This is a genomic window from Frankia sp. CgKIO3 (genome assembly GCF_977946435.1).
In genome coordinates, this window is sequence record NZ_CDWTMO010000030.1 from 1 (window position 1) to 19020 (window position 19020).

At 70.8% G+C, this 19020-nt stretch carries 16 protein-coding genes, 1 tRNA gene and 1 pseudogene; 13 read left to right on the plus strand and 5 right to left on the minus strand.

The genetic code is table 11. The features are described 5' to 3' along the window. Positions 1 to 259: 259 nt before the first annotated feature. From AC08OJ_RS05725 to AC08OJ_RS05740, 4 genes are all read left to right on the plus strand, one after another. Positions 260 to 709 (plus strand): hypothetical protein, encoded by a 450-nt coding sequence (locus AC08OJ_RS05725; RefSeq protein ID WP_462188143.1) that lies wholly within the window; start codon positions 260 to 262, stop codon positions 707 to 709. 276 nt (positions 710 to 985) lie between these two features. Next, positions 986 to 1999, plus strand: a complete 1014-nt coding sequence (gene mqnB / locus AC08OJ_RS05730) for a futalosine hydrolase (RefSeq protein ID WP_476594529.1) — start codon at positions 986 to 988, stop codon at positions 1997 to 1999. Position 2000: 1 nt separating this feature from the next. Then, positions 2001 to 2846, plus strand: coding sequence for a 1,4-dihydroxy-6-naphthoate synthase (locus AC08OJ_RS05735; protein ID WP_476595224.1), 846 nt, complete (start codon positions 2001 to 2003; stop codon positions 2844 to 2846). A 42-nt stretch (positions 2847 to 2888) separates the two neighbouring features. Then, positions 2889 to 3239 carry a rhodanese-like domain-containing protein gene (locus AC08OJ_RS05740; protein ID WP_476595225.1) on the plus strand — a complete coding sequence of 117 codons (351 nt, stop codon included), beginning with the start codon at positions 2889 to 2891 and terminating at the stop codon, positions 3237 to 3239. 86 nt (positions 3240 to 3325) lie between these two features. Here the strand turns inward: AC08OJ_RS05740 and AC08OJ_RS05745 are convergent. The 3 genes and pseudogenes from AC08OJ_RS05745 to AC08OJ_RS05755 form a co-directional block, all read right to left on the minus strand. Beyond that, positions 3326 to 4067, minus strand: a pseudogene (locus AC08OJ_RS05745) (HNH endonuclease family protein). A 116-nt stretch (positions 4068 to 4183) separates the two neighbouring features. Then, positions 4184 to 6058 carry a protein kinase domain-containing protein gene (locus tag AC08OJ_RS05750; protein WP_476595226.1) on the minus strand — a complete coding sequence of 625 codons (1875 nt, stop codon included), beginning with the start codon at positions 6056 to 6058 and terminating at the stop codon, positions 4184 to 4186. Positions 6059 to 6560: 502 nt separating this feature from the next. Continuing rightward, a complete protein-coding gene (locus AC08OJ_RS05755) occupies positions 6561 to 6956 on the minus strand; it encodes a cold-shock protein (RefSeq protein WP_011438780.1) in 396 nt (131 codons plus the stop codon). A gap of 176 nt (positions 6957 to 7132) precedes the next feature. Here AC08OJ_RS05755 and AC08OJ_RS05760 point away from each other — a divergent pair, with 176 nt between their 5' ends. After that, positions 7133 to 7534 carry a hypothetical protein gene (locus AC08OJ_RS05760; RefSeq protein ID WP_476594159.1) on the plus strand — a complete coding sequence of 134 codons (402 nt, stop codon included), beginning with the start codon at positions 7133 to 7135 and terminating at the stop codon, positions 7532 to 7534. 66 nt (positions 7535 to 7600) lie between these two features. On the opposite strand, the gene AC08OJ_RS05765 is transcribed toward AC08OJ_RS05760, so the two are convergent. Then, positions 7601 to 8242, minus strand: a complete 642-nt coding sequence (locus AC08OJ_RS05765; RefSeq protein WP_476594158.1) for an HAD family hydrolase — start codon at positions 8240 to 8242, stop codon at positions 7601 to 7603. A gap of 133 nt (positions 8243 to 8375) precedes the next feature. Here AC08OJ_RS05765 and purS point away from each other — a divergent pair, with 133 nt between their 5' ends. Next, positions 8376 to 8660, plus strand: a complete 285-nt coding sequence (gene purS / locus AC08OJ_RS05770) for a phosphoribosylformylglycinamidine synthase subunit PurS (RefSeq protein WP_476594157.1) — start codon at positions 8376 to 8378, stop codon at positions 8658 to 8660. Positions 8661 to 8895: 235 nt separating this feature from the next. Here purS and AC08OJ_RS05775 read toward each other — a convergent pair. Beyond that, positions 8896 to 8978: transfer RNA gene (locus AC08OJ_RS05775), tRNA-Leu, on the minus strand. A gap of 159 nt (positions 8979 to 9137) precedes the next feature. On the opposite strand from AC08OJ_RS05775, the gene AC08OJ_RS05780 reads away from it, so the two are divergent. Genes AC08OJ_RS05780 through pknB form a run of 7 tightly spaced genes read left to right on the plus strand, consistent with a single transcriptional unit; the run spans position 9138 to position 18971 of the window. Then, positions 9138 to 10442 carry an FhaA domain-containing protein gene (locus AC08OJ_RS05780; protein ID WP_476595227.1) on the plus strand — a complete coding sequence of 435 codons (1305 nt, stop codon included), beginning with the start codon at positions 9138 to 9140 and terminating at the stop codon, positions 10440 to 10442. Between the two features lie 6 nt (positions 10443 to 10448). Then, positions 10449 to 10946: an FHA domain-containing protein FhaB/FipA gene (locus AC08OJ_RS05785; RefSeq protein WP_476594155.1), complete on the plus strand. Its 498-nt coding sequence runs from the start codon at positions 10449 to 10451 to the stop codon at positions 10944 to 10946. Further along, positions 10943 to 12364: a PP2C family protein-serine/threonine phosphatase gene (locus tag AC08OJ_RS05790; protein WP_476595228.1), complete on the plus strand. Its 1422-nt coding sequence runs from the start codon at positions 10943 to 10945 to the stop codon at positions 12362 to 12364. Before AC08OJ_RS05785 ends, AC08OJ_RS05790 begins: the two co-directional genes overlap by 4 nt. Before the next feature lie 13 nt (positions 12365 to 12377). Further along, complete coding sequence (locus AC08OJ_RS05795) at positions 12378 to 13874, plus strand: FtsW/RodA/SpoVE family cell cycle protein (protein WP_462188225.1); 1497 nt, start codon at positions 12378 to 12380, stop codon at positions 13872 to 13874. Next, on the plus strand, positions 13871 to 15313 hold the full coding sequence (locus AC08OJ_RS05800) for a peptidoglycan D,D-transpeptidase FtsI family protein (protein WP_476595229.1): 1443 nt from the start codon (positions 13871 to 13873) through the stop codon (positions 15311 to 15313). Before AC08OJ_RS05795 ends, AC08OJ_RS05800 begins: the two co-directional genes overlap by 4 nt. Further along, the gene (locus AC08OJ_RS05805) at positions 15310 to 16959 is read left to right on the plus strand and encodes a serine/threonine-protein kinase (RefSeq protein WP_476592740.1); all 1650 of its coding nucleotides are present in this window, start codon (positions 15310 to 15312) and stop codon (positions 16957 to 16959) included. Before AC08OJ_RS05800 ends, AC08OJ_RS05805 begins: the two co-directional genes overlap by 4 nt. Further along, entirely contained in the window at positions 16956 to 18971 is a 2016-nt protein-coding gene (gene pknB / locus AC08OJ_RS05810) for a Stk1 family PASTA domain-containing Ser/Thr kinase (RefSeq protein ID WP_476595230.1), read from the plus strand. Before AC08OJ_RS05805 ends, pknB begins: the two co-directional genes overlap by 4 nt. The last annotated feature ends 49 nt before the right edge of the window (positions 18972 to 19020 follow it).

The following is a 19020-nucleotide window of genomic DNA, read 5'->3' on the forward strand; positions in this document are numbered from 1 at the left end:
GGCCCACGCGACCGCGTCGACGCCGCTGCCACCGGCCGACCCGTGGCGGCAGGCCCCACTCCCCATTCCGGCGACGCTCCAGGATCCGACCGGTCCGACCCGGCCTGACCGCCGACGAACGACCCGCGGCCTCCGATGGCGGCGCCAGAACTGACCCGGCACGCCAGCGACGTGACCCGGGCCACCGTGCCCACCGGCCAGGGGCTGAAGGCCCTGGCGACGAGCGACGCCACCGCACGGGCGGCGATACCCTCCGACCGTGCGCACGCCTCACCTCCTCCGCCGTTTCCCGTTCCGGCGGCTCGCCGTGGCTCCCGCCGCCGCGGTCGTCGTCGGCCTCGGCCTGAGCGGCTGCGAGCGGCCGACTCCCCTGGTGACCATGGAGTCCGGGGGACACTTCGTGCAGACGAACGCCGCGCAGTACGAGTGGGACGGGACGGTGATCCAGAAATCGGTATCACCGCCGCACATCACGGTCAGGCCCGGAAACGCCATCAACATCGACGTGCCGACGTCGGTCGCCGACCGCGGCTACTTCCTCGTCCTGGGCAGGGAGCGGGTGACCGACAAGATCAACGAGACGCACTACCGGTACGTTCCCGCCAAGAACACGCCTGCCCTGCTCGTGGTGTTCGCGCTTCCCGAGGCAGGCAGCTCCAGCGACCAGGCGTCGGGAAGCTGGCCGTTCCTGGTCACCTTCAAGCCCTGACCCACCGCCGGCCGCTCCGCCGCCGGACCGGAACCAACGACCCACGCACACCAGCCCCCGAACGGGGATACACCGTGCGCGCAGCGTGCCATACCTCCCCACTGGGACCACGCAGCGTCGTCCGCGATGCTAAGATCCGGCAACAAGTCCGATTTGCACCCCATCGAAAACCCCGTACTGTTACCCAGCTGTCCGGTGCGGTGGTGTTCGGGCGGATCGACCGACAGTATGCGACGACAGACGAGGACGTCCCCAGATTATGATCCGGACCTGATCGTGAGCCGCACCCTGATCGTGACCGCAGTGACCGCCGAAGCGGACGCGGTGTGTGCCGGCCTGATGGGCAGCTGGTCGCGCGGCCGGACCAGAACCCCCATCGGACCGGGCAGCCTGGTGTCCCCCGAATGGGACCGCCAGCTTCTCACCACCTCCACCCTGGGCCCCTACGTGGGCCGGCGACGCGGACCGGTGACGGTGCTCGCGGCAGGCACCGGCGGCCCGGCCGCGGCGGCGGGCACCGCGGTGGCAATGTCGGTGGCGAGCGCGGCGGGGCAGCCGTTCAGCCTGGTGGTGGCGATGGGGATCGGCGGTGGGTTCCGCGGCTGGGCGGAGATCGGGGACATCGTCCTCGCCGATCGCATCGTCGCCGCCGACCTCGGCGCGGAGTCCGGCCTTGACGAGGAACCGCCCGCTCCGCTGATCGGCCGCATCAGCGAGATGGACCGCAATCTCGGGTTCCACAGCAACGGCGCGCCGGCACCCCGCGGCGGCCCCGCCCACTTGCCGAACCCCGCGGGGTCGTTCCTGAGCCTGGAGGATCTCGGGCTCGGTTCGTCCACGGTGGTCCCGGATCCGGACCTCATCCACCGCCTGGGCACGGTGCTCGACGCCACCGGGCGGCGGATCGTCACGGGTAGCGTGATCAGCGTGTCGACGGTGACGGGCACCGAACGTCGGGCCACGGCGCTGACCGAGCGGCTGGACCCGGTGGCGGAGTCGATGGAGGGGTACGCCGTCGGGGTGGCCGCCCGGGCCTTCGGCGTCCCGGTGGTGGAGATCCGTACCATCAGCAACACGGTCGGGCGCCGGGACCGGTCCGACTGGAACCTGCCGGTCGCGCTGGCCAGCCTCCGCACGGCCGCCGCGGCACTCGTCGCCCACCCGGACGGTCTGGTGATGGCCGCACCGGCGGCCACCACGAGCGACGCCTCCACCACGATCCCGGCCGAGCACCCGGGTGCCCGCGGCCACCACGGGAACAACGGCCACCACGGGACGGGAGAGCACTGAGATGGGTGCTGGCCGGGCGACCACCTCGAACCTTCCAGGTCCGCTCTCGCTCGCCATCTCGCCCTGCCCCAACGACACATTCGCCTTCCATGCCCTCGCGCACGGACTCGTCCCGGGAGCACCCGAGGTGTCGGTGGCCTTTGCCGACATCGACGTCCTCAACGCCCGGGCCGCCGACGGGCGGGACGACCTCGTCAAGGTGTCCTACGCCGCCCTGCCGTGGCTGCTCACCGGGTACCAACTGCTGACGGCGGGCGGGGCCCTGGGCCGCGGCTGCGGCCCGCTCGTCCTCACCGCCGGGCGGTCGGGCCTGCGCGGTGCCCGGGTCGCCATCCCCGGCACCCGCACCACGGCCTACCTGCTGTTCCGGCTGTGGGCGGCCGACGAGGGCGTGACGAGCGCCGACGTGCTTCCCTTCGAGAAGATCATGCCCGCCGTCCGCGACGGCGCGTACGACGCGGGGCTCGTCATCCACGAGTCCCGCTTCACCTACCCGTCCTATGGGCTGACGGCGCTCGTCGACCTCGGCGACTGGTGGGAGGGCCAGACCTCGCTGCCCATTCCGCTCGGCGCGATCCTCGCCCGCCGGGGGCTGGACGGCCCGGCGCTGTCCGCCGCGGTGCGGGCGAGCGTCGCCGCGGCCTTCGCCGATCCCGCCGCCAGCGCCGACTACGTCCTCGCCCATGCCCAGGAGATGGCGCCCGACGTCGTCGACGCCCACATCAAGCTGTACGTCAACGAGTTCAGCCTCAACCTCGGCGACGAGGGGTTCGCCGCCGTCGAGGCCCTGCTCTCCCGCGCCGCCGACGCCGACCTCGTCCCCGCGCTTCCGCGGCCGCTGCGGTGAATCGCGAGCCCCCTCGGAGGGTCCTGATGGCAGGATGGAGACGTGAGTACCGATCAGATACCGGCTGTCGGCGTCGCGGAGCTACCGGTCGAGCTTTCCGCGGACGGTGCCCCGCTGATGGTGGACGTGCGGGAGCCCGACGAGTGGTCCGCCGGTCACATCGCCGGCGTGCTGCACATCCCGATGAGTGAACTGGCCGCCCGGCTCGACGAGGTTCCCCGGGAACGCGAGGTCGTCGTGGTGTGCCGCTCGGGCGGCAGGTCCGCCGCCGTCACCAACTACCTCAGGCAGGGTGGCTGGCAGGTCCGCAACCTGACCGACGGGATGCTCTCCTGGCAGGCGCACAGCCGCCCGATGGTGAGCGAGAGCGGCGCCGCGCCCACCGTCCTCTGAGGACCGCCGGCCGGCTCCGCCGGGTCCGGGCCGACTCCGCCGGCTACTCCGCATTTCTCGGATGACCCGGCGCCGCGGGCTTCCGGTCAGCCGCTCGGGGTCAGCCCCAGTGCCGGCTGGTTCGGGCACTTCTGGAGAACGGCGCGCATCGCGTCCGCCTCCGCCTGGACGACCCACAGGCGGTAACGGGCCTTCAATCCCACTTGGCGCGCGATGTAGGGGCACTGCTCCCCCGGGCTCGACGGCAACCATTCGGCGGCGTCATGATCGCTCTTGCGCTGATTCGTGGGACCGTCGACGGCCAGCAGGTTCTCCGGATCGTTGGCGAACTGGAGCCGTTCCCGGGCGGTCCAGTTGAGCGCGCCGGTCCGCCACGCATCCGCCAGGGGGACGACGTGGTCGATCTGCACGCTGGCGGAGTTCCCGTCCACGGTCGAAACGGATGATTCTGGTGGTGTACGGATCCCGGAGCTCACCGGTCAGCACCGTGCAGCCGTCCGATCTGCGGATGGTGGTGCTGCGCAGATCTCGCCGCAGAATGTCGTTACGGGTGTCACACCCGTTGTCGTCGATGTCCGACCAGGCGGGCCCGAACTCGTCCCGGCGGTACCTGGGAGAGTTGTCCTCCTCTTTGATCGGAAGGGTGGCGAGCAGCTTCAGCGCCGAGCCGCTGGCGGTCGGGGCACCAACCTGGTTGGACGTTCCGGTCTGGTCGGAAAGGTCACTGCAACCGGTCAGGCCGGCGATGAGGGCGAGGACGGCGAGGGCCGCGGCTCCGCCGGGTCGACCGGGTCCGCGACGATCTGGACCGACACCGCTTCTTCGCACCGGACTCCCCACCTCGACGGTTCGGAACCCGTGGGGGGTGCTCGCCCCGCTTCGGGTCCGTTCGGATCGAGGGTGACATTAACTGGAAATCGGCCCGCCGGGCTGGTCGGCCACCGTCAGGGGACGGGAACGCGGACTCCTCCGCTCACCGGATTGTCGTGCAACTCCAACTCCTGGGCCGTGGCCTCCCGCGGGATGTCGAAGACCATGGTGCCCGCCCTGAGGTCACCCGGGTTGATCGAATCCCACAGATCCTCGTTACTCAGTTGGAGGCGGGCGAGGAAATCGGCGCTGTGCCGGCCGCCGCCGCCGTCCCACAGAAACTGGGATGAGGTCACCAGCGTGCGGGTGGAGTCGCCGAGGTTGCGCACGGTCACGTGGGCCAGGCAGAACTGGCCGTCCGTGTGCCGAGCGAGCAGTCCGTCACCGAGTTTGGTCTGCCCGCACCGGAAGGAATCCACGATGAACTCGAGCTGGCCATCCGTGACGGGGCGGTTCAGGCCGCTGGCCGAACCCGATGCCGTGCTCGGACCGGTGGAGCGCGACGGGGCGGTTGTGGCCGCCAGCTGTTCCGCGGAACCATTCTGGCCGCTCTTTCCGGTCTTTCCGGGCAGGCTGACCACGACCGCGATGGCGATCAGCGCGCTCAGGACGATGGCGGCGATCCAGACGAGTCGCCTGCGATCGAGCCCGCGGGCCGCCGGCGGCTGGGCGAAGGGCGGGTACGGTGCGCCGGGCTCACCCGGTACCGGCCCGTGCTGATCGGGAGCCTGGCCGGACCACGGCCCCGGCGGTGCGCCGGGGACCTGCCCGCCCATCCGCCCGCCCAGCTGCGCGGGTGGGCGGGCGCCTACCTGGGCGGGCCGCGGGCCGGGGCGTCCCATCGGGCTGTGCGCGTCGGGCTGCCCCGGTGGTGCCTGGCGTGGTTGTCCCGGTCCCTGGCCCGCCCGGGCGGCGGGAGCGCCCGCGTTCCAGGGGACCTGACGCGCGGGAGCCGAGGTCGCCGCGCCGATCCGGGTCGGCGCGGCGCGGGGCACCTCGCCGGTTCGGCTCAGGAGCTCCTCGGCCTGACCCATCGCCTCGCCGATGGCACCGGTACCGCGGGAGGGTGGCTGCGCGATGAGCCGCAGCAGCAGGTCCCGGGCGCTCGGCCGGTCGTCGGGATGCTTGGCCAGAGCCGCGCTGACCAGGCCGACCAGCGGCTGCGGCAGACCACGCAGGTCCGGGGCGGACCCGACGATGCGCGTGCCGAGGTCGATGTCCGTACCGTCGCCGAACGGGTGGCGGCCGGTACCGGCGTAGGCGATGAGGATGCCCCAGGCGAAGACGTCCGCCTCCGGACCGATGGGCTGGCCGTGCACCTGTTCGGGCGCCATCCACCCGGCGGAGCCGAAGCCCCATGCCGTGGGCTTCGCCTTCGCGCCCTCGAGGGCCTGCGCGATCCCGAAATCGATCACACGTGGCCCGGACAGTGAGAGCATCACGTTACTGGGCTTGAGATCCCGAGGGACGAGGCCTGCGCTGTGGATCGCGGTAAGCGCCGTCGCGACCCCCACGGCCAGTCCGGTCAGGGTCGACGAGGTCAGCGGGCCCTTGTCGACCTGCATGTCCAGCCGGACCCCGTCGATGAACTCGGTGACGAGGTACGGCGCGGGCGCATTCGGATCCGCGTCCAGGACTTCGGCGGTGCAGAAGGGAGCGACCTTGCGTGCCGCTTCGACCTCGGCCCGGAACCGGCGGCGGAACTCCTCGTCGGCGGCCAGATCCGGTCTGATGACCTTGATGGCAACCCGCCGTCCGGCCCGGTTCCTCGCCAGGTAGACCGTGCCCATGCCGCCGACCCCCAGCCGGCTGAGCAAAACATAGGGGCCGACCGACCGGGGCTCGTGTGGATTGAGCGGATCACCTGGTTCGGAGCGGCCGGAACCCATGCGTGCGGCGTTGTCGGCCACGGTCAGCACCGCACGGCTGTGATCACGATCGCTGTCCACTGCTTGTCACACGAATGCCTCTCAAATCCCGATCCGACGCCCCGTTCCGACCGCCGATCCGTGCCCTCCGCCGATCAGCGGAGGTGGGACGGCCCTCGGCGATGCCACCGCGGCCGGCTGCGGGGCTGCTCATGGTTCGGTCTGGTCTACGTTTGCAGTCTGCCGCACTGCCAACGCTTCCAGTCGCACGCGGGCTCCCCGCCGACGGGACCGGTCGGCTCCCCGACAATGTGTTGCCGCCACGGCACGCAGGCCGCGGCGGATGAGGCCGCAACCGAGGAGGCATCGTGAACCGGTGCGTACCAGTGTGGCCAATCTGATGAAGGGCTCGATCTCGGCTCATGCCCGGATCCTGATTGATGTGGCTGGCTCGGTCGGTGTCGCTGATGTGATGGGAACAGCGGATTCGATGGACCCACCTGGCGGCGTCCGACGAGGAACCTGGCGCCCAGGTCGCGGTGTGCACCGGGTGCGGCCGACGGGTCAGTTTCCTGCCGCCGGCCTAGACCTCCAACTCGTTGGCGACGGCGTGCACGACCTTGGCGACCCGCTGGGCGGTCCGCCGGTCGGGATACCGGCCGCGACGAAGGTCCCGCTGCACGTCGTCCAGCACCTTGATCATGTCTTCGACCATGCTGTGCAGCTCGTCCGGACTGCGCCGCGCGGCCTGGGCAGCCGCCTTGGCGACCGACGGCGGGGCGGTCAGCAGCCGGACCGACAGTGCCTGGTCGCCACGCCGCCCGGCGGCGACGCCGAACTCGACCCGGTCGCCGGGTTTCAGCCGGTCGACCCCGGCGGGCAGGGCGGCCTTGTGCACGAAGACGTCGCCGCCGTCGTCCCGGCTGAGAAAGCCGAAGCCCTTGTCGACGTCGAACCACTTGACTTTGCCGGTGGGCACGGGCGACCTCGTTCTGTGTAACGGCAGGACAACGCAACGGAAGATGAGTGATTCCCAGGCTATCCGTCGGCCGCACGTCGCGTGCGTCTTCGGTAGCGATCGGCTGTCGAGTGAGCCCCTCTCCCGTGATGGTGGCCTGGCCCGCGTTCGGCACACGTCCTCGTAGGCTGTCGCACGTGTCGGCGAAACCCTCGTCCGGGCAGGCCGGACCCGTGGCCGACGGTGCGGTAAACGAGGCCACGGCTCCGGTCGGGACCCCGCCGCCGGTGACCTGGGCGGATCGGCTGGTCCGGGTCGGGGCCGTGCTCTTCGGAACCGGTCTGGTCGCCACGGTGGCGGCGGTGATCCCCTTCTTCCTGGGCGCCGAGAATCTGCCGATCTGGCTGAACGCCGTCGCCAGCGGCGGACTGACCATCGGGTTCGCCGTGGCGCTGGTGGGGGTTCTCGCCGCCGCCCGATCCCGGATTCCCGAGGAGAGCGATCCCGATCTCTACGTGAACAACCCACATCCGCCCGACCACGGGGCCCCCGGGGACGGCACCGGTCCGCGGACAGACCCCGTCACCCGTTCCCGATAGTTCCTTGATCTCACGGCCGGGGGTGCGGGCCCCGGCCGGGCCGACCGCGTCGACCGCGTCGCGGCGTCAGCCCTGCTGTCGTCGGCGCCGGGCCTCGTCGACCAGCCAGGGCGGGAAGTCAGCCAGCCGGGGGAGGACGACGTCGGCGCCGGCGGAGAGCAGATCAGCGGCCGAGCAGGGCCCGGTGGCGACCCCGACGGCGAGAGCGTCGCCGTCGCGGGCGCCGACCATGTCGCCGACGTGGTCACCGACGAAGATGTCCACGCGGTGGGCGCGCAGTGCCTCGCCCTTCGCCTGCGCGAACCGGGCTCCCTCCACCACGTCGGCGGTGATGCCGATCCGGTCCAGACTCGCCCGGGCCAGTGCCGTGCTCTTCGCGGTGACGACCACCACCCGGCCGGCGAGCCGCCGCACCGCCTCCACCGCGGCTACCGCGGCCGGCATCGACAGCGACGCCGGCACCGCGTGGACCGTATAGAGCTCGCGGTAGCGGGCCGCCACGGCCGTGACATCGGCCGGCGGGAACCAGTGGGCGAGCTCCGTCTCCAGCGGCGGGCCAAGCCGGGCGACGACCGTCTCGGCGTCCACCGCCACCCCGGTCTCAGCGGACAGGACGGCGAAGGTCGCCCGGATCCCGGGCCGGGCATCCAACAGGGTCAGATCGAGATCGAACCCGACGACCGGGACGGGCGCCCGCCAGAACGACACCGGCCAAGCTTAAGGGCCGTGTTCCCCGGGAAGCCCGCATTATCCGAGATCGCCTACCAGATCTGTACGATCTGTACGCCCCGGGCGGGCGAGATCCGGCTCATACGCCGCTCGACCGGTAGTGTCCGCGGGTGTGACCAGGGTTGTGGTGGATGTGATGCTCAAGCCGGAGATTCTCGACCCGCAGGGGCAGGCGGTGCTCGCTGCGCTGCCGCGCCTCGGCGTGAGTGGCATCGTCGGGGTCCGCCAGGGCAAGCGTTTCGAGCTGGAGCTGGAGGAGGGCACGGACCTCGACGGCGCGGTCCTGGCCCGGGTCGAGCACTTGGCCTCAACCCTGCTGGCCAATCCGGTGATCGAGGACTACGCGGTGCGCATCGAGGACGCCTCCCCGCCGTCGGTGGGCAGCCCCGCCGGCTGAGCCTCTCCGCTGCCGGAGAGGGGACGCCCGCGCCCCACCCAACGGCGCAGCACGCGCCGCCAAGGACTCGTGGGGAGTTCGGGGGGGCTCGGCCCCCGGCACCCCGCAACAACGCCGACGGCCCCAACCACCCACCCAGCCAAGGCGGCGCCGAAGGCGCAACGAGGGGAGTCGGCCCCCCGGCCAGCATGACGAAAAGCCCCAACGGCGCAGCACGCGCCGCCAAGGACTTGCGTGGGCGAGGGGGGAGTTGAACCCCCACGTCCGCTAGGACACACGGATCTGAACCGTGCGCGTCTGCCATTCCGCCACTCGCCCGAGTGGGACTATCTCTCGGCCAGACGACACGCTACCACGCCGGAGATGTCCTTCACGGAGGGGGGTCGGGCCCGTCGCGAACATGCCAAACTGCCGAGCCGTGGGACGTCCGCGCTCGGGGGCATACGATCTCACAGACCGGGAGAAGGGAGGTCGAGCATGGGCGTGCTACAACGCTTCGAACGGCGCCTGGGCGGCCTCGTCGAGGGTGCGTTCGCGAAGGTGTTCAAGGGCGGAGTCGAGCCCGTCGAGATCGCCAGCGCGTTGGCCCGGGAAACCGACGATCGGCGGGCGGTCAGTTCGAACCGGGTGCTGGTGCCCAACGAGTTCGCCGTCGAGCTCGCCGGCGGCGACTTCGCCCGGCTCTCCCCCTACGACCGGGCACTGTGCGACGAGCTCGCCGAGATGGTCCGCGAGCATGCGGCCGAGCAGCGCTACACCTTCGTCGGCCCGGTGTCCGTGCGGATGTCCGAGGCCACCGATCTCGATGTCGGCGTCTTCCGGATCCGCAGCAGCGTGGCCGCCGCGGACCCGGGAGCGGTGACTGGACGGCGCGCACGCCCTCCCCGACCGGGCGCTCCCGGCACCCCGCACCTCGTCATCACCACGAAGGCCCCGGGAGGGCCCACGGGCGGAGGGGAACGGGAGTATCCCTTAGACGCCGCGACGACCGTGATCGGCCGCAGCGTCGAGTGCGACATCCGCCTGAACGACACCGGTGTGTCTCGTCGCCACGGCGAGATACGCCGGCTTCCCGACGGGCAGTTCCTCTACGTCGACGCCGGGTCCACCAACGGCAGCCTGGTCAACGGTCGCGCGGCGACGCAGGTCAAGCTGGTCAACGGGGACAAGATCGAACTCGGTACCGCGACGATCATCTTCCGTCGCGAGGACGGACGGGGGAATGGCCCGGCGCGCGCGGGCGCCCGTGGGACACCTCCGCCGGCCCAGGCCGGGGGCCGGGAGACCATCCCGCCGGACCGCCGTCCCACGCCCGCCCCGGACGACCCGTACCGGCGCGGCTCGTCGCCCCGCGCCGGCCGCGTCGACCCGCACGCCGATCGTGATCGGCGCGGTGTGCCGGGGTACCGGGACGATCCATACCAGAACCGGATGGACCCGTACCGAGACCGGACACCGGAACGGGATCACGGCTACGACCAGCCGCGCGACCGCGGCGGTCGTGACCCCTATCACCGTGATCCCCGTGACGGGCGTGGGGGACGCGACGACGCTCCTCGGCGATCCGACCCTGCACGGCGATCCGACCCTGCACGGCGCGCCGACCCCTACCGCGAGCCGAGCAATCCCGGCCGCCGGCCCGGCTCCGGTTCGCCGTCCGATGGGCTCGAATCCCTCGACGACGTGTACGACGCCGACACGGACCTCCCCGGCCGCGCCGCCGCGGAGCCTCCCGGCGGGGATGGTCGACGTGACCGACCCAGATCGGATCGAGGCTGGTAGCGCCCGATGGACCCCACCGAGCCCAGCGAACTCGTACTGCTGGTTGTCAAGATCGGATTCCTTGCCCTCCTCTGGGGATTCGTTCTGGTCGCCGTGCGCGCCGTCCGGCTGGATATGTTCGGCCACACTAAGCGTCAGCAGCGGCGCGAGCCGCCCCCCATGGTCCGGCCGACGCCGCCGCGCACCCCGCCCCAACCTCCACGCAAGCCACAGACACCTAGCAAACTCGTGGTGACCAAAGGTCCCTTGACCGGCACAACGATCCCGCTAGGAACGGCACCTGTCACCATCGGACGGGCACAGGACTCGACCCTGGTCCTCGAGGATGACTTCGCATCCGGGCGGCATGCGAGACTCGTGCCCCACGACGGGCAGTGGTTCGTGGAGGACCTGGGCTCGACCAATGGCACATTCCTCAACCGTACGAAGGTGACCAGTCCCATGCCGGTACCTCTCGGCGCGCCGGTCAGGATCGGGAAGACGGTCCTGGAGCTCCACCGGTGAGCCTCAGGCTTCACTTCGCCGTCCGCTCGGATGTCGGGCACGTGCGGGAAGGAAACGAAGATTCGGCCTATGCCGGGCTCCGCCTGCTGGCGGTGGCCGACGGCATGGGTGGTCATGCTGCGGGGGAAGTCGCCAGCTCGACGGTGATCTCCCGCCTGGCGGGTCTCGACGACGCGATCGACAGCGACGATCTCGTGACGGAGCTGAACGAGGCCGTCCGGGACGCCAATCGGCAGCTGCGCGAGATGTCGCTGGAGAACAGCGCGCTGGACGGCATGGGCACCACGGTGACCGCCGTGCTCTCCTCCGGTGACATGCTCGGGGTGCTGCACGTCGGCGATTCCCGGGCCTACCTGCTGCGCGACGGCGTCCTCAGCCAGGTCACCCACGATCACACCCTGGTGCAGGATCTCGTGGACCAGGGTCGGATCACCCCCGAGCAGGCGAACACCCACCCGCAGCGCTCGCTGCTGATGCGGGCGCTCGACGGTCGGGAGGTCGAGCCCGACCTCTCCGTGCGCCAGGCGATCGCGGGAGACCGCTACTTGCTGTGCACCGACGGTCTGTCGGGGGTGGTAAGCGAGGAGACGATCCTCGAGACGCTGCTGCTGCCCACCCCACAGGAGGCGGTTGACCAGCTGGTCGACCTGGCCCTCAAGGGCGGTGGCCCGGACAACATCACCGTCGTGGTCGCCGACATCGAGGAGGACCACGGCGAGGCGGAGCCTTATCCTCTCGTGGCCGGCGCGGCGGCCGAGAAGCGGGCGGTCCCCGGGGCGTCGCCGGCCCGCAGCGGGCCGAATCCCCAGTACCCCGACCACGAGTCCGCGGCGGCGAAGGCGGCCCGTATCGGTCGGCCGGGCTTCCACCGGCGGGACCGCCAGGCACAGGCCAGCGATCGCGGCGACGACGACGGCGATGGCGACGACTCCGACCCGGAAGGATCCGGAGGACGGCGCTCCGGCCGGCGGGTCCTGTTCGTCTCCACCGTGGTGTTCTTGCTCATCGTGGCCGGTGCTGCGGCCGGGTGGACCTACGTGCGCGGGCAGTATTATGTCGGCGTCGACGACGAACACGTCGCCCTCTTCCAGGGCGTGAAGGGCATTCCGCTGTCCTCGGTGGTGCTCTCCCGTCATCAGCCACTGTCGGAGGTTGCGGAGCCCGATCAGGCGGAGCTCCGACGAGGCATCCGCGCCGGCAGCCGTGACGATGCGGAGAAGATCATCTCGCGCCTGCGTACCCCGGCTGTACCCGCCGTATTCCCGTCACCGAGCCCGAGTCCGACCGACCGTTCCAAGGTGCCGTCGGGCACCTCGGACTCCTCCCTCCTGTCCACTCCCCTGTGCCAGCCGGCGACCGATGCCGGCGTCACGGTCCCGGGATTCCCGACCACACCCGTCCCCACCCCCTCACCGTGATCTCAGGCCAGCGATGACTCGCCCGCCGATCCCCCTACCTCCGCTACGCAGGCCGAGGTCGGCGGATCTCACCGCGACCTTCGCCGGCTTCCCGCTGCCCACCGGCACCAACCTCCCGCCGTACCGGCGCCGGGAGCTCATCCTGATGATCTTTGCTGGTGCGCTCGCAACCAGCGCGCTCGCCGCGTTGACCTTCGCCGACATCGGCCAGATCTCGCTCGGGATCTTCTCCATCGGTCTCGGCTTCTTCTGCCTGTGGGCACTGGCCCACCTGGCGGTACGCAGGTTCGCGCCGGCCGCCGACCCGGTGCTGCTCCCGGTCGTCGTCGCGCTCAACGGCTTGGGCCTGGTCATGATCTATCGGCTCGACCTCGCCAAGGCGGATGCCGCCGAGCGGGCGGGAACCCACATCCCGCCCGGTGCCGCGCAGACGCAGCTCGTCTGGACCCTGCTGGCGGTCATCGTCTTCATCCTGGTGCTGGCGCTGGTACGCGATCACCTCTCGCTCGCCCGGTACGCCTACACGGCCGGCCTGGTCGGTCTGGTCGGTCTGGTGCTGCCGATCGCGCCGGGCATCGGCGCGACCATCAACGGCGCGCGCCTCTGGCTGCGGATCGGGCCGTTCTCTTTCCAGCCGAGCGAAGTCTCGAAGATCATTCTTTTGATCTTCTTCGCCGGCTATCTGGTCAACAAACGCGAGGTCCTCTCGGTGGCCTCCCGGTCCTTTCTCGGGATGGGGATCCCGCGCGCCCGCGACCTCGGACCGGTGCTGGTGGCGTGGCTGGCGAGCCTGGGCATCCTGATCGTGCAGAAGGACCTCGGCTCGTCCCTGCTGTTCTTCGGAATGTTCATGGTCGTCCTCTACGTCGCCACCGAGCGGGCATCGTGGGTCGTGGTCGGCTTCGTGCTGTTCCTGTTCGGTGCCGTGATCGCGCACAGTATGTTCAGCCATGTCCAGGTCCGGGTGGACGGCTGGCTGCACGCCTTCGACGGTGACAACCCGTCGAGCACGTCGTACCAGCTCGTGCAGGGTCTCTACGGCTTCGCCGCCGGTGGCATCACCGGTACGGGGCTCGGGGAGGGGCACCCGCAGAAGGTGCCGTTCGCGAACACCGACTTCATCATGGCGAGCCTCGGTGAGGAGCTCGGTCTCACCGGCGTCATGGCCATCCTGATGATGTACGCCCTGGTCGTGCTGCGCGGGATGCGCGCGGCCCTCGGCGCGAAGGACCCGTTCGGCAAACTGCTGGCGGCCGGGCTGTCCTTCACCCTGGCGCTGCAGGTGTTCGTGCAGGTGGGCGGGGTCATGCGGCTCATCCCGCTGACCGGGCTCACGCTGCCGTTCGTCTCCTACGGCGGGTCGTCCATCGTGGCCAACGCCGCGATCATCGCGTTGCTGCTGCGGGTCAGCGACGCCGCCCGCCGCGCACCCGAACCGGTGCCGGATGCCCCCCTGTTCGACCCGGGCGCAGTTGCCGAGAGTCCCACCCAGGTGGTGAAGACGACATGAACCGCACGGTGCGCAAGGTCGCCGTCGCCTGCATGATCCTCTTCGCCGCGCTCCTGGTGAATGCGAACTGGCTCCAGGTGGGCGAGGCGGGCAGCCTCAAGTCCCAGCCGACGAACGGGCGTCAGATCACCAAACGCCTGGAACGACAGCGGGGCGCGATCGTCGCCGGTGACGTGGAGATCGCACGTTCGGTGCCGTCGAACGACCAGTACAAGTATCAGCGGCAGTATCCGGCCGGGCAGCTCTACTCCAACGTCACCGGCTACTACACGCTGTTCACGGCGGCCGGCCTGGAGCGGTCCGAGGACGTCTTCCTGTCCGGAGACGACGACCGGCTGCTCGCGAGCCGGGTGACCGGCCTGTTCACCGGCGCGGAGCGGCGCGGCGGTTCCGTGGTCACTACGATCAACCCCGCCGTCCAGAAGGCTGCGGCGGAGGCGCTCGACAACCGCAAGGGCGCGGTGGTCGCCATCGAGCCGTCGACCGGCGCGATCCTGGCGATGGTCACCAACCCGTCCTACGACGCGAACGCGCTGGCTGCCCATGACGAGAAGGCCGCGGCCAACGCCTATGGGCTGCTGTCGGGCAATCCGGATCAACCATTGCTGAACCGGGCGACCCAGCAGACCTATCCGCCCGGTTCAACCTTCAAGCTCATCACCGCCGCCGCCGCACTGTCACAAGGCAGGACGCCGGACACCCGCGTCGCCGCACCCGACGAGCTACCGCTCCCGCTGAGCACCGTGCGGCTGCCAAACTTCGGCGGCGAACGCTGCGGCGACGGCGAGACCGACACCCTCATTCACGCGCTCACCATCTCCTGTAACACCGCGTTCGCACAGCTCGGCATCGATCTCGGTGCCGACACCCTGCGCCGGCAGGCCGAGGCCTTCGGCCTGAACGCGACCTTCCCCGACTTCCCCTTGCAACAGGCCCGTAGCGTCTTCCCCGCCAAGCTCGACGCCGCGCAGACCGCGCAGTCAGCGATCGGCCAGTACGACGTCCGGGTCACGCCCCTACAGATGGCGGAGGTGGTCGCGGCGATCGCCAACGACGGCATGGAGATGAAGCCCTATCTCGTGTCCGAACTGCGCAGCCCGGACCTCAAGAGGATCAGTAAAACCGAGCCGGAGAAACTCGGTGAACCGGTGAGCAGCGAGGTGGCCGCCCAGCTCACGACCATGATGGAAAGCGTGGTGACGTCGGGGAGCGGTCGGCGGGCGCAGATCGGCGGCGTTACCGTCGCCGGGAAGACGGGGACCGCCGAGCACGGCACCAGTCTGCCGCACGCCTGGTTCGTGGGGTTCGCCCCGACGGACACCCCGAAGATCGCGGTTGCCGTCATCGTCGAGGACGGCGGCGGCGAGCTGGGTACCGGTGGTGCCGTCGCCGCCCCCGTCGCGAAAAAGGTCATACAGGCCGCATTGGACAAGCCATGAACAACTCCCCGGGCAATCCCATCTCCCCGTCGCAGCCCTTCGCCGGCGCCGCGGCGCCGAACACCGTCCTCGACAACCGATACCGCCTGAACGGGCGGATCGCCGCCGGCGGCATGGGTGAGGTCTGGCGTGGCCTGGACCAGACCCTCGGCCGCCCCGTCGCGGTGAAACTGCTGCGCCCAGAGTACGCCAGCGATGAGTCGTTCCTGGTGCGGTTCCGCGGCGAGGCCCGCCATGCCGCCCGGCTGTCACACCCGGGCGTCGCCTCGGTCTATGACTACGGCGAGGTTTCGACCTCCGACGACTACCCGACCGCCTACCTGGTGATGGAGCTGGTGGAGGGGGAGCCCCTCTCCGCCGCGCTGCACCGGGAGAAGCGGTTGTCCCCGGAGCGCACGCTGGACATCCTCGGGCAGGCGGCCGACGCGTTGCAGGCCGCGCATGCCCTCGGCGTGGTCCATCGCGATGTCAAGCCCGGCAACCTGCTGCTGCGCCCGGACGGCGCGGTGAAGGTCACCGACTTCGGGATCGCCCGCGCGGTCGACGCCGCGCCGCTCACCGCCACCGGCATCATGATGGGGACGGCCTACTACGTGTCCCCCGAGCAGGCATCCGGGCGTCCGGTGACACCGGCGAGCGATGTCTACTCGCTCGGCGTCGTCGCGTACGAGTGCCTCGCCGGTCGCCGCCCCTTCGACGACCGCAACCCCATCGTGGTCGTGATGGCCCACCAGCAGGACACCCCGCCCCCGCTGCCAACCGACACCCCCTACCAGGTGCGGGCTCTGGTGGACTCGGCGATGGCCAAGGACCCCGCGCGCAGGCCCAGTTCGGCGGGGGCATTCGCACGTTCGGCGGCCGGGATCCGGCGCAGCCTGTGGAGCCCGGAGCCGGCGCGCTGGCCCAGCACACCGGATGCGACCGCCCGCCATCCGGGGCCGGGCGCCGTCCTCCCGCCCGCTGGTGCCGCCGCTCGCCCGCCCCGATCCACCTCGCGCACCCGACCACCGTCCTGGGTGGCCGCACCGCCACCATCCGCTCGCACCAGTGGACCGGGGCGCACCGGCGCTCCGTCGGACAAAGCCCAGGCGGTTCCCGATGGCCCGGGAGCCATGCTCGGCGGACCCGACGTACCTGCAACGGCCCTGCACAGCCCGCCCTACGGCGGCCCCGACACCGCGTACGGCGACCCCGAGGGGGCGTACGGCGGCCCCGAGGGGGCGTACGGTGGCTCGGCCTACGGGACGCCGGACCGTGGCGGCCCCCGCGATCCCGGCACCGCCTACCACCCGGGTCCGCCGCCGTGGGCCCGTACCCCCGGCGGCCCCCCGGGCCTGTCCGGCCCGGACGGCCAGGATGATCTACGGCCGGGCTGGGAGGGGCGAGCTACTCGACGGCACCGGCCGGAGACAGCCTCCCGTCCCGCCCTGCCACTGCCGCTTCTGATCATTCTGCTGATCCTCACCGTGGTGATCGTCGCATTCGCGACTAACAGGTTGTTCTCCAAGAGCAATTCCGAATCGAACTCCGCGACCACACCACCGGGGATGGTGTACGCAACCGCAATCGGTGATGAAATCGTCAGCGGTAACGCCGGGTCGGCGATTTCCGGCGCGGGAGGGGCGACGGCAGGGGAGTATTCGTGACCGACGTGACGGAGATGTATGCTCCGGGGGCTGGGCCACAGATCATCGGCGGGCGTTACGAGCTGGGCGAGGGCATCGGCTATGGCGGCATGGCGGAGGTCTTCCGCGGCCGTGACATCAGGCTCGGCCGTGAGGTCGCCATCAAGACGCTGCGCCCGGACCTCGCCCGTGATCCCACCTTTCTCGCCCGGTTCCGCCGCGAGGCACAGTCCTCGGCCGCGCTGAACCACCCCGCGATCGTCTCGGTGTATGACACGGGCGAGGACATCATCAACGGGGCGCAGATCCCCTACATCGTGATGGAGTTCATCGAGGGACGGACCCTACGCGACGCGCTGCAGACTGAGGGCCGGTTCACCGAACGCCGCGCCATGGAGATCACCTCCGACGTCTGCGCCGCCTTGGACTACAGCCACCGGATGGGGATCATCCACCGCGACATCAAGCCGGCGAACGTGATGCTCAGCCCGGACGGCTCGGTCAAGGTCATGGACTTCGGCATCGCCCGCGCCACCACCGCGACCTCCTCGACCATGACCGCGACGGCCGCGGTGATCGGCACCGCCCAGTATCTGTCCCCGGAGCAGGCCCGAGGAGCCCGCGTCGACGCCCGCAGCGACGTCTACACCACCGGGGTGCTGCTCTACGAACTGCTCACCGGATCGCCGCCGTTCCGCGGGGACAACCCGGTGGCCGTGGCCTACCAGCACGTGCGGGAGGACCCGCCGCCGCCGTCCGCTCACGATCGCGGCATCTCCCCCGAGGCCGACGCGATCGTCCTCAAGGCGATGGAGAAGGACGCCGACGACCGCTACGGCACCGCGGGTGAGATGCGCGACGATCTGGAACGGGCGCTGGCCGGACGACGCGTGCACGCCATGATGGGAGGTGGTGGCGCGGGCGGGGCCGCCACCACCCTCGGCCCGACCGCTGCCGGCACGGCGGTCCTCAGCCGCGGTGACCGAGCGGGTTACCCCACCCGGGACCGCTACCGCAACGACGACCAGACCACCTACCGCGACGTGCCCTACGACGACGGCCGCTTCGGCACCGGTCCGTTCGACCGCTACGACGTGACCGGGGCCATCGACCGGCGGACCGTTCCCGATCAGGAGCGTTCCCAGGCGTGGAAGTACATCCTCGCGGGTCTCGGAATCGTCATCGTCTTCGTCGCCGTCGTCCTGCTCGCCACGACCTTCCTCAGCTCCGGTCACAACACCGCCTCCACGAAGAAGATCCTCGTCCCGACCGGCCTCGTCGGGCAGAACGAGGAGCAGGCCCGCGCCCGGCTGCAGAGCGCCGGCTTCGGGGGGGATGTGGTCACGAAGCTGGTCGACTCACCGGACATGGCCGGCCGGGTCACGGCGGTCGACCCGGCCGAGGGCAAGGAGGTCGCCGCCAAGGGGATGATCACCCTGTCGATCGGCAAGGCCGCCGACGACGTCCAGATCCCCACCGACCTGATCGGGAAGACCCAGGCCGAGGCCGAGGCGGCGCTACGGGCGCTGGGGCTGGTCCCGAACTCGATGGCCTACGCCAACCCGACCGGCCAGAAGGTCGGCACGGTGAACAGCACCGATCCGCAGCCGGGTACGGCCGTCAAGCCCGGCAGCACGGTCACGCTCAACGTGGTCAGCCCGAACGTCAACGTTCCCGACGTGCGCAACCGCACGTACGACAATGCCGTCGCCGAACTCGGCCGCTACGGGCTGAACGCGGCCCGGCAGAACGTCGCGAACAACAACGTGGCGCCGGGGACGGTCGTGGACCAGAGCCCGTCCGGCGGCAACGTCCCTCGGGGCTCGACCATCACGCTGTCCGTCGCCCAGCAGATCCAGACCACCGCGCCGCCGACCCCGACCGAGACGCCGACCGGGCCCACCCCGACCGCGGAGCCGACCAGCACCTCGCCGAGCCCGACGGGTAATCCCATCCCTGGGACACCGGCCACGACGAGGCCGGGCGGCCTGGGGGGGCTGCTGGGCGGCCGCAACGGCGGTGGCGGCACCTGAGGTCGTCGCGCCGACGGAGGCGGTCGTGGCTGCTCAGGCAGTATGGGAC